Below are 10,119 nucleotides of genomic sequence, written 5' to 3'. Positions count from 1 at the left end.
GAGAAATAATGCTTAATGTGAAAGAATTATTACAGGTGTGTAATTTTAAGTATTTATGAGAAAGAGGATATAAAGTCTGGTTTTTATTTGGGTGAACAAAAAATGATCATAAAAATGTAAAATTTGATTTTATTCACAAGAACTCAGCTTGTTTTTTGTATATCTTGGAATGTTGTCATATAATGTGGCACTTTTTTAAAAACTGTTATTACTAAATTCATATCGAGGAAGCCATGCAAGTAACTTCTGAAGCGGTTTCGGGCGTTGCCCGTCGTTTAAATGTATCTGTACCGACGAGCCGTATTAACGAGCAATTTGAAGCTCGCTTGAAACGCACTGCCAAAACTGTGAAGATTAACGGCTTCCGTCCAGGCAAAGTGCCTGTGGATGTTGTACGCCGTGAATATGGTGCTGGTATCTACCAAGAAGTAGTTAACGATATTATTCGTGACACTGTGTTTGAAGCAATCCAACAAGAAAAAATCAATGCTGTTGGTATGCCAAACATTGAGAAAGTTGAAAATAAAGATGATGCTCTGGTTTATGAAGCAACTGTAGAAACTTATCCTGAAGTTGAGGTTAAACCTTTTGATACTTTGGAAGTAGAGCGTAAGTCAACAGAAATCAACGATAAAGACGTTGATATCATGATTGAAAACTTGCAAAAACAACGCCAGACTTGGGCAGAAACCAAAGGTATGGCTAAAAAAGACATGCAAGTGACTTTTGACTTCGAAGGTACTATCGACGGTGAAAAATTCGAAGGTGGTTCAGCGGAAGACTTTAAACTCGTTTTAGGTTCTGGTCGCATGATCCCTGGCTTCGAAGACGGTATCGTTGGTATGAAGAAAGGTGAAGAGAAAGTCATTGATGTTACTTTCCCTGAAGATTATCAAGCTGAAAACCTTGCTGGTAAACAAGCACAGTTCAAAATCACAGTTAAACTTGTTGAAAAAGCAAAACTTCCTGAAATTGACGCTGAATTCTTAAAAGTATTTGGTATCTCAGAAGAAGAAGGTTTAGACAAATTAAAAGCTGACGTTCGTAAAAATATGGAACGTGAAGTTAAAAATGGTCTTCGTAACCAAGTGAAAGGTGCAGCGTTTGATGCGCTTGTTGCAGCGAACGAAGTTGAAGTTCCTGCGGCAATGGTTGCTCAAGAAATTGACCGTCAACGTCAACAAATGATCCAGCAATTTACACAGCAGTTTGGTGCTCAAGGTGCGAAAGCATTTGATTCAAGCATGCTTCCAGATGATTTGTTCAAAGAGCAAGCTGAAAAATCAGTAAAACTTGGCGTACTTGTAAGCAAAGTTCTGGCTGATGCAAAACTTGAAGTAGATCCAGCACGTGTAGATGCATATATTGATGATATGGCTTCTTCTTATGAAGATCCAACAGAAGTTGTTGAATACTTCAAAAATGATAAACAACAACGTGCTCAAATCGAAGCTGTTGTTTTAGAAGATCAGGTTGTTGATTACATTCTGGCTTCTGCTAAAGTGATTGATCAACAAGTGTCTTATCAGGATTTATTGAAAGAACAGCAAGCTCGTCAGCAAGGCTAAGTTCTTTTGATCTAAAAGGCGCTTAAGAGCGCCTTTTTTTATGCTGTAGTGAATTTGTAAATGTCCTTTTTTCATAATGCTTATTCAAAAAAAATTTGATATTTAATTGGGAATATTTTGCAATTTCGATCATTATCCCTCATATTGTCAGGAGGATCTGTTGACAATTCAGATTGACTGCGACTTCGAACGTTTTTTGATGATACGAGGCAGGGCTTGTGAAATTTAGTGATCTAAATGAACAAGCGCTAACGAAGTAGTATCAAAAAACGCTCTTGTCCCAAAGGGTTGTCGCTAAAATTATCTCAGGCTTCGTTACGAAACTTGAAAATGGAGTTGCCATTCTCTGCATTTCGTGCCTGGCCTGCTCAATTTTAGCTGATAACGCAGTTCAGTATGAAATGTCAACAAATCCTCTGAGCTGAGTAACAAAAATTCAGGAATAAATAACATATGTATGTTCCATCTATTGAAAACGCTTTAGTCCCAGTTGTTGTAGAACAGTCTTCACGTGGTGAGCGTTCTTTTGATATTTTTTCACGTCTTTTGCGTGAACGTGTGATCTTTTTGACAGGCGAAGTCGAAGACAATATGGCAAACTTGATTGTTGCTCAAATGTTGTTTTTGGAAGCAGAAAACCCAGAAAAAGATATCCACTTATATATCAATTCACCAGGTGGTTCAGTGACAGCTGGTATGGCAATTTACGATACCATGCAGTTTATCAAGCCAGATGTTGTCACATACTGTATGGGGCAGGCTGCATCAATGGGTGCATTTTTACTAAACGCTGGTGCGAAAGGTAAGCGCTATTGTTTGGAAAATGCACGCGTTATGATTCATCAACCTTTAGGTGGTTTCCGTGGTCAGGCTTCTGATATTGAAATTCATGCACGTGAAATTTTATTTATTAAAGAACGTTTAAATCGTTTGATGGCTGAACATAGCGGTCAAGACTATGAGCGTGTTGCCAAAGATACTGATCGTGATAACTTCATGACAGCTCAGCAAGCGAAAGAATATGGTCTGGTCGATCAGGTTCTTTCTAAACGCCCTCAAGACTAAGCGATTAAAAAGTAAAGATTTAGAAAATTTGGAGTAAAAATGTCCGATCATTCTCAAGGACAAAAACGTTGTTCATTTTGCGGTAAAACGCAGTCTGAAGTCGGTAAGCTAATTGCGGGCGAGGACGCATATATCTGTAATGAATGCGTGGATGTGTGCCTGGATCTAGTTCAGACGAGCCAGCAAGTTGACAGCGGTGACTGGGCAACCCGTCCTTTGCCTAAGCCACACGAAATTCGTGCGGCACTTGATCAGTATGTGATTGGTCAGGATACTGCCAAGAAAACACTTTCAGTTGCGGTATATAATCATTATAAACGTTTGAAAGTATCTCAGCATGGTCATAAACCCGAAGATGGCGTTGAAATTGCCAAAAGTAATATTTTGCTGATTGGACCAACAGGTTCTGGTAAAACTTTACTTGCGCAAACTCTTGCGCGCCTTCTAGATGTTCCATTTGCTATGGCAGATGCAACAACCTTAACTGAAGCTGGTTATGTCGGGGAAGATGTTGAAAATATTGTACAAAAACTTTTGCAAAAAGCGGATTATGATGTAGATAAAGCACAAAAGGGCATCATCTACATTGACGAAATTGACAAGATTACTCGTAAGTCTGAAAACCCTTCTATTACCCGAGATGTTTCAGGTGAAGGTGTACAGCAAGCATTGCTGAAAATGATTGAAGGTACTGTTGCATCCATTCCGCCTCAAGGTGGACGTAAGCATCCTCAGCAAGAGTTTATCCAGATTGATACTTCAAATATCCTGTTTATTTGTGGTGGTGCTTTCTCCGGGCTTGAAAAGGTAGTACAGCAACGTCAGGAAAAAGGTGGAATCGGTTTTACTGCTGATGTGAAAAATAAGGATGACACTAAAAAGCTTTCTGAACTTTTCAGTCAGGTAGAAGCAGCGGACTTGGTAAAATTTGGATTGATTCCAGAGTTTATTGGTCGTTTACCAGTAATTGCAACGCTTGAGGAGCTCGATGAAGAAGCATTAATGCAGATTTTAACCGAGCCTAAAAATGCGTTGACCCGTCAATATCAATACCTTTTTGAGATGGAAAACGTTGATCTTATTTTTGAAGATTCAGCATTACGTGCAGTTGCGAAAAAAGCACTTGAACGTAATACAGGAGCTCGTGGTTTACGTTCAATTCTGGAAAATGTATTGCTTGAAACAATGTATGACCTTCCAAGCAGATCAGATGTAGGCACGGTAATTATTAATGAAGCCGTGATCAATGATCATGCCAAGCCTACATACAAGCCAGAACGTCAGCCGAAAAAGGCTGAACCAGTAAAAGATAAAGTTGATTTGAAAGTCCTTAACAGTAAATCTGCTTAATCTATTGCTATTCGTCTGAAACGTGCAATAAGGTGATACTTTTTGCACGTTTTTTATTTGTTAAATGAATATGAAATGCTAAGCTAAATATCGTTAGAAAACGAATGTAATCAATAAAAAATAAAAATACGCGGTGAGGGATATTCATGCGTTATCTTAGTTTAGTATTGATTGGAACTATAGTTTTGGCAGGTTGCCAAAGCCATAAAATGGCAAATGAAAAGAAATCCAATCTTATAAGTACCTTAAAACCTGTAAATTTAGATAAAGATCCATCAATACTCGATCAATATGGATTGAGTGGTTTTTCAACTGGATCATGGGTAAATCAGGAATATGGTCAATATTTCAAATTAGTTCAACCACAAAATCCAGAGGCTGCTGTAGTTTATTTCTATCGTCCAGATAGCAAGTGGAATAGACAAGAAATCATAGCCCCTAACTTCTATATCAATGACAGACGGATTCCGAGTCTGATCAGTAACCATTATTATTGGATAGAGCTGCCAGAAGGGACATATAGACTAACAATTAATCGTCCATTGACAGTGGTCAAATTCCAAAAACCCCGTGTTGTTGATTTTAGTGTGATTGCTGGGAAACAGTATTTTATAAAATATGAAGAAGAGCAATTCAGGGGAGGTCCAAATGGAGATGGTGCAGCTGAATTGCTACGTTCAGGCCCTATCATGCAGATGCCAACAAAGCAGGCTCTAAAAGAAATAGGAATGACTCAGCTTAAAACACCGGGGTTAAACTTTGTCGCGACTATAGACGAGCAAGGCCGTGTTGTTAAGTCGAAAGAGCAAATCAAGGGGCAGAAATATAAAGCCAGTGATGATGTACATCTGGTTCAGCCATTTAAAATATGGAATCCACTGACTTGGTAATTTTAACCAAAGTGATCTATAGATTATTGCCCAAATATCTCTGAAGAATTTTGACCAGTAAGTGCTTTGATGGCGATATCACTGGATTGACGTGTAAGATTAGGCATTTTTTCGTTTAAAGATTTACCTTCAGCCGTTTCTGAGAATTTTAAAGATGCCTGAACTTCTTGTTCAGTTAGTTGGCTTTGATATAACTTTTTTAATTTAGGTTCTACTTCTTTCCAGTATTGTTCTGGAGTTGTGCCAAATGCGTGGAACATTTTGGGATTAAGATTTTCAATAACGTTTTTTTTGACCTGTGTAACTTTAAAAAGTTGATCTATTGAACTCATTTTCGCAGGTTCTGCGTAAATTATTGTAGAAAATGAAATAAGGGAAAGAATCAAGGTAGATTTAAATTTTAACAAAGACATTCGATACACTCCTGAATTTGAGGAACGGGACAATATTTTCAATATAAACAAAATTTTGATGAAACTCTCTATTTGGAGTCAGTCCTTTTTAGTTCATCTAATTGTTTAAAAAGGGTTTTTAAATTTGATGATTGATCTAGCATTGCTTGTTGAATACGACCATTCATCATAACCATAGTCTTTTGGGTAACAATTGGCGTTTTATTTAAAATCGATTGACCTGTTGGTGTAGAGTAAAAGTCAATTTGAGCCTCTACTTCTTCTTGAGTGTAAGTTTCTTTGTATACCTGAGTATAAATGGGTTGTAACTCTTTCCATGAAATGAAAGTTAACGTTTGCTTATACATTTGGTCTGCAATTTGATTTGATACTTTTTGCTCTTTATCTGAAAGTTTATCGTGTTTTACGACCATTTTTACCATTTGATCTGCTTGTTCAGCAATTTGAGGTTTAATGTGCTGAATTGTTTCCAATGTTATTTTTTCTATGTTCATAACTTTGAATAATTGTTGGATGGACTGATCTGATGGTGTTGCAGCAGATACAAAAGAAGATGAAAGTGCGAGTGAAAAAGTAAGAATAAAAGAGGAAATTTTCATTATTGTCTCAATTTAAGAATATAAAAAAAGCACCCTAATCATAGGGTGCTTTTCGTTTAAATATCAAGTTCGGCTTGTGCGCTTGATATTTAAAAATTAGTTTGCCGCGGCATCAACAACTGGAATTTTCCCAATTTTTGCTTGCCAGATTTTTGGTGCAATCGCATGGATAGATGTACCATTAACATCAACGGCGACAGATACAGGCATATCTTGTACTTTGAATTTATAGATCGCTTCCATACCCAGGTCAGCAAAAGCTACGACTTCAGCTTCACGGATAGCTTTGGATACAAGGTAAGCAGCACCACCAACAGCCATGAGGTAAGTTGCTTTGTTATCTTTAATCGCTTCAACAGCAGCAGGACCACGATCAGCTTTACCAATCATACCGAACATGCCAGTTGCTTCGAGAACCTGACGAGTAAATTTATCCATACGTGTTGCAGTTGTAGGACCAGCAGGGCCAACCACTTCATCACCTACAGGATCAACAGGTCCAACGTAGTAAATAAACTTGCCTTTAAGATCAACTGGAAGTTGCTCACCTTTGTTGAGCATATCGACCATACGTTTGTGAGCAGCGTCACGACCTGTGTAGATTGTACCGTTAAGAAGTAATGTATCACCAGGTTTCCAGCTGTTCATTTCTTCTTGAGTGATATTATCGAGGTCAACACGTTTCGATTGGGAAGCATCCCAAGTAACGGAAGGATAATCTTCAAGTTTAGGTGCTTGAATATGAGCAACACCTGAACCATCCAGCTGGAAATGTGCATGGCGAGTAGCAGCACAGTTTGGAATCATGCCAACTGGTTTACCTGCAGCATGGCAAGGGTAATCTTTGATTTTAATATCAAGTACAGTTGTTAAACCGCCAAGACCCTGTGCACCAATGCCAAGTGCATTTACTTTTTCAAAGATTTCGATACGAAGTTCTTCGATTTGATTTTGTGGACCACGACGAAGGAGTTCGTCCATGTTGATTTCTTCCATCAATGCCTCTTTTGCAAGCATCATGGCTTTTTCAGCAGTACCACCAATACCAATACCGAGCATACCAGGAGGACACCAGCCTGCACCCATTGTTGGAACAGTTTTTAAGACCCAGTCCACGATAGAATCGGATGGATTCAACATTGCCAATTTTGATTTGTTTTCAGAACCACCACCTTTAGCAGCAACAGTAATATCTACTTTGTTGCCAGGTACGAGTTTGTAGTGAATGACAGCAGGCGTATTGTCTTTGGTATTTTTACGACCAAAAGCAGGGTCAGCAAGAACAGATGCACGAAGTACGTTGGTATTTTCCAAATAACCTTGACGGACACCTTCATTGATTGCATCGTCCAAGCTCATGGTTAAATCAAATTTAACATCCAGACCCACATCAACAAATACGTTAACAATACCAGTATCCTGACAGATTGGACGATGACCTTCTGCACACATACGAGAGTTAATTAAGATTTGTGCAATTGCATCCTTCGCAGCTTTGTTCTCTTCGCGGTCATAAGCGCGACTCATTGCTTGAATAAAGTCTTGTGGATGATAGTACGAAATAAACTGAAGCGCGTCCTTGACCGAAGTGATCAAGTCATCTTGCTTGATAATAGTTGTCATATCAAAAATCTCTTGAGCGGGCTGATAGCTAGCGCGGCAAATTATAAGCTATAAAGCATGTTTTGTGGGTGTTTTGAGTGATTTTTAGCCAAAAGTTTAATCTTTGAAATAAAATAATTATTTAGCTGTTTTTTATGCTGGAAATACATGAAACTTCATGTTTTTCTTTTGTTAAAGTGAAGCTTCCAAACTGAAATATGTGGGTGTTAAGTGGAAATACTTGAACTCTGTATATTTGATGTCGTTAGGTGTCTTTTATTTATTAAAATTTTCAAATGCACTGATATTTTATGAACATAAAATAGATGCATGAATACCAAAATAAAGAATTGAAAACGGATATGACGATATGACTGATAATCAATATTTGGCTGAGCATATTATTGAGATTTATAAAAAACATGGTAAAGCATGGACTGAGCGGCGTGGGGATTTTTTATATGAAAAAGTATGGTTAGATCATTTTCTTTCACTGATTCCTCATCATTCGAAAATTTTGGATATAGGATGTGGCTCAGGAAAACCAGTTGCACAACATATGATTGAAAATGGTTATTCAGTTGTTGGGATTGATAGTTCAGACAGTATGCTTGAAATGGCTATGCAGAACTTTCCTGAACAGACATGGATGCAACAAGATATGCGTGGTCTTGATCTAAATGAAAAATTTAAAGGGATACTGGCTTGGGATAGTTTTTTTCATTTGACCCAAGACGATCAAAGGCGAATGTTTAAAATTTTTCAAAAGCATGCTGATTCTGGAGCTGTTTTAATGTTTACCAGTGGTCCTGCAAATGGTGAAGCAATAGGGGATATGTTTGGAGATGCTTTGTATCATGCCAGTTTATCTCCTGAAGAATATAAATCTCTGTTAAATGATCATGATTTTGAAGTGGTCGAAATGCGGGCAGAAGATCCAGAATGTGCGGGACATACAGTATGGTTGGCGAGGAGGATTGATCATGAAGCAAATTGATATGCATGTAATGATTATCCCTTCAAAATTATCAGTTGGGATAGAAATATGAAAAATTATTCCGGAATATTCTGAGTTGATTGGCTATCACAAATCACATCACTTATAGGTTACTTGGAAAGATATGATTTTAAATTATCATAGATTAATTTGCCAAAAGAGGTAATGAATCTGGATCAGAATATTGTTAATGATAATTGTTATGAAGCTTTAGTAAGTATGCAGGTTTTCGATGTTTTGTCTGGGCTGGATGATAAGGTGTCTGGAGATAGTCAGGTGTTCATTGAAGAGTTCTCATTACATTACACTGTTTGTTCTAAGGCTGCTTAACTCTAGCATTTGGGGTTTTTAACTATTTGCCTGGAAATAAATTTAATCAAAAATCAACAAAACATAATGCGTTATTCAACGGAGATTTTATTTTAAAAATTGCACAATAATTCAAGTGAAGATAAAAGAGAATAAGATGGCTGTAAATATAAAACGACAATCAATTGGAAAATATCAGGATTTACATATTGAAATAATTACTTGGGATGGTGTCTCTGCAGAAGTAGAACTTTCATGTGCATGTTTATTTCATCATGAGGTTGGGCGTGATTATTTTATTGGTGGGCTAGTTGATTTAGACCATGCCTTGGGTGGTCAATTGCGTCAAATTCGTGAAGATGGTTATTTTAACGCTGATTTATACCAAACCTTGTTGCTGGATCAACCACAAACAACTTTAAAAGCACCAAATGCGTTGCTTATTGGTATGGGGAATCCTGAAGATCTATCTGTAGAAAAAATAGGGAATGCCGTCTCTATTGCCTTTAAAACAGCTAATCAACTTGGGCTGGAAAGTGTGGCATTTGCCCCAGGTATTCTGGATACAGGGATTACACCACTTCCAATGCTAAATCAAACGATGTTGCAGGCACTAAAAACTGCATGGGAAACTCATCATTATCTGCATCAAAAGGGTTTGGTTAAACAGGCCACGGTCAAACACTGGGTGTTTGATGCGGGGGAGCATAATTTTGAAGATAAGGCACAGGAGTATGTTGACTTGTTTTTTTAAAGTTTTTAAATAAAATATTTATTAAATTTAATAGATTAAAGGAAAGTTATGGAGAATTTTACTGAAAAGTTAAAACTTCGTGAACTTGAAATTGTTGATGAAAATGATCAGCCTCGCATCCGTTTATTTGTAGACAATGGTCGTCCTGCTATTCAACTTTTACAGGAAAAAGGTGCAATAGCGGGGCATATTGAAATTGATAAATCGGGTTATCCCAATATTCAGCTCTTAAGTACTCCTGATAAAACCTTAAGTCTCAGGTTGGAAGTAGACTCAAAAGGGATGCATCTCAAGTTTGATCATCAAAATGGTGCAAGCAACTACTTGTTTCTTAATAATGCAGGAACGTCTGGTCTGGTGATGATTGATTCACAAAGTAGACGTCGCTTTGCAGCAACTGTCACTGCTCAAGGTGAGGTGAATATTGACTCTGGGAACGAAGATTAAAAATCTTGATATTATTTAGCTCATATGTTTTATTTACAAAGGGGAGTTTTTAAAGTTAATGAAATTACAATAATAACTGATTTGTAATGAGTTTTTACTTTTTAATCGGAAACACAGTTTATACA

Annotated in this window: 11 protein-coding genes; 8 read left to right on the top strand and 3 right to left on the bottom strand. The window is 37.4% G+C overall.

Translation table 11 applies throughout. The annotated features are described in order from the left end of the window. Window positions 1–233 precede the first annotated feature (233 nt). The 4 genes from tig to KPC_RS14010 all read left to right on the top strand — a co-directional run bounded on the left by tig (window position 234) and on the right by KPC_RS14010 (window position 4,873). Entirely contained in the window at window positions 234–1,568 is a 1,335-nt protein-coding gene (gene tig, locus KPC_RS14025) for a trigger factor (RefSeq protein WP_121974985.1), read from the top strand. A 453-nt stretch (window positions 1,569–2,021) separates the two neighbouring features. After that, entirely contained in the window at window positions 2,022–2,633 is a 612-nt protein-coding gene (gene clpP, locus KPC_RS14020) for an ATP-dependent Clp endopeptidase proteolytic subunit ClpP (protein WP_004855037.1), read from the top strand. Window positions 2,634–2,672: 39 nt separating this feature from the next. Beyond that, on the top strand, window positions 2,673–3,983 hold the full coding sequence (gene clpX / locus KPC_RS14015; RefSeq protein WP_121974984.1) for an ATP-dependent Clp protease ATP-binding subunit ClpX: 1,311 nt from the start codon (window positions 2,673–2,675) through the stop codon (window positions 3,981–3,983). A gap of 146 nt (window positions 3,984–4,129) precedes the next feature. After that, window positions 4,130–4,873: a DUF2846 domain-containing protein gene (locus KPC_RS14010; RefSeq protein ID WP_121974983.1), complete on the top strand. Its 744-nt coding sequence runs from the start codon at window positions 4,130–4,132 to the stop codon at window positions 4,871–4,873. Between the two features lie 23 nt (window positions 4,874–4,896). On the opposite strand, the gene KPC_RS14005 is transcribed toward KPC_RS14010, so the two are convergent. The 3 genes from KPC_RS14005 to KPC_RS13995 all read right to left on the bottom strand — a co-directional run bounded on the left by KPC_RS14005 (window position 4,897) and on the right by KPC_RS13995 (window position 7,508). Further along, on the bottom strand, window positions 4,897–5,286 hold the full coding sequence (locus KPC_RS14005) for a DUF2059 domain-containing protein (RefSeq protein WP_121974982.1): 390 nt from the start codon (window positions 5,284–5,286) through the stop codon (window positions 4,897–4,899). A gap of 68 nt (window positions 5,287–5,354) precedes the next feature. Continuing rightward, window positions 5,355–5,885 (bottom strand): DUF2059 domain-containing protein, encoded by a 531-nt coding sequence (locus KPC_RS14000; protein WP_121974981.1) that lies wholly within the window; start codon window positions 5,883–5,885, stop codon window positions 5,355–5,357. Between the two features lie 96 nt (window positions 5,886–5,981). Beyond that, window positions 5,982–7,508 carry a fumarate hydratase gene (locus KPC_RS13995; protein ID WP_121974980.1) on the bottom strand — a complete coding sequence of 509 codons (1,527 nt, stop codon included), beginning with the start codon at window positions 7,506–7,508 and terminating at the stop codon, window positions 5,982–5,984. 349 nt (window positions 7,509–7,857) lie between these two features. Between KPC_RS13995 and KPC_RS13990 the strand changes: the two genes are divergently transcribed. The 4 genes from KPC_RS13990 to KPC_RS13980 all read left to right on the top strand — a co-directional run bounded on the left by KPC_RS13990 (window position 7,858) and on the right by KPC_RS13980 (window position 9,994). Continuing rightward, the gene (locus KPC_RS13990; protein ID WP_121974979.1) at window positions 7,858–8,484 is read left to right on the top strand and encodes a class I SAM-dependent methyltransferase; all 627 of its coding nucleotides are present in this window, start codon (window positions 7,858–7,860) and stop codon (window positions 8,482–8,484) included. Between the two features lie 165 nt (window positions 8,485–8,649). Continuing rightward, window positions 8,650–8,814 (top strand): hypothetical protein, encoded by a 165-nt coding sequence (locus KPC_RS20400; protein WP_171334502.1) that lies wholly within the window; start codon window positions 8,650–8,652, stop codon window positions 8,812–8,814. 136 nt (window positions 8,815–8,950) lie between these two features. After that, window positions 8,951–9,547: a M17 family peptidase N-terminal domain-containing protein gene (locus KPC_RS13985; protein ID WP_121974978.1), complete on the top strand. Its 597-nt coding sequence runs from the start codon at window positions 8,951–8,953 to the stop codon at window positions 9,545–9,547. Window positions 9,548–9,595: 48 nt separating this feature from the next. Further along, window positions 9,596–9,994 carry a hypothetical protein gene (locus KPC_RS13980; protein ID WP_121974977.1) on the top strand — a complete coding sequence of 133 codons (399 nt, stop codon included), beginning with the start codon at window positions 9,596–9,598 and terminating at the stop codon, window positions 9,992–9,994. Window positions 9,995–10,119 lie beyond the last annotated feature (125 nt).

Source organism: Acinetobacter stercoris, assembly GCF_900323515.1.
Lineage (GTDB): Bacteria > Pseudomonadota > Gammaproteobacteria > Pseudomonadales > Moraxellaceae > Acinetobacter > Acinetobacter stercoris.
Note: the sequence above shows the minus strand (reverse complement) of the source record. Positions and strands in the feature narration are given on the sequence as shown.

What these genes read in the sequence shown, in the direction of transcription:
- KPC_RS14000 (WP_121974981.1), bottom strand. Translation starts at nt 5,885, where the DNA reads ATGAAAATTTCCTCTTTTATTCTTACTTTTTCACTCGCACTTTCATCT.
- KPC_RS13995 (WP_121974980.1), bottom strand. Translation starts at nt 7,508, where the DNA reads ATGACAACTATTATCAAGCAAGATGACTTGATCACTTCGGTCAAGGAC.
- clpP (WP_004855037.1), top strand. Translation starts at nt 2,022, where the DNA reads ATGTATGTTCCATCTATTGAAAACGCTTTAGTCCCAGTTGTTGTAGAA.
- KPC_RS14005 (WP_121974982.1), bottom strand. Translation starts at nt 5,286, where the DNA reads ATGTCTTTGTTAAAATTTAAATCTACCTTGATTCTTTCCCTTATTTCA.
- tig (WP_121974985.1), top strand. Translation starts at nt 234, where the DNA reads ATGCAAGTAACTTCTGAAGCGGTTTCGGGCGTTGCCCGTCGTTTAAAT.
- clpX (WP_121974984.1), top strand. Translation starts at nt 2,673, where the DNA reads ATGTCCGATCATTCTCAAGGACAAAAACGTTGTTCATTTTGCGGTAAA.
- KPC_RS13990 (WP_121974979.1), top strand. Translation starts at nt 7,858, where the DNA reads ATGACTGATAATCAATATTTGGCTGAGCATATTATTGAGATTTATAAA.
- KPC_RS20400 (WP_171334502.1), top strand. Translation starts at nt 8,650, where the DNA reads ATGAATCTGGATCAGAATATTGTTAATGATAATTGTTATGAAGCTTTA.
- KPC_RS13985 (WP_121974978.1), top strand. Translation starts at nt 8,951, where the DNA reads ATGGCTGTAAATATAAAACGACAATCAATTGGAAAATATCAGGATTTA.
- KPC_RS13980 (WP_121974977.1), top strand. Translation starts at nt 9,596, where the DNA reads ATGGAGAATTTTACTGAAAAGTTAAAACTTCGTGAACTTGAAATTGTT.
- KPC_RS14010 (WP_121974983.1), top strand. Translation starts at nt 4,130, where the DNA reads ATGCGTTATCTTAGTTTAGTATTGATTGGAACTATAGTTTTGGCAGGT.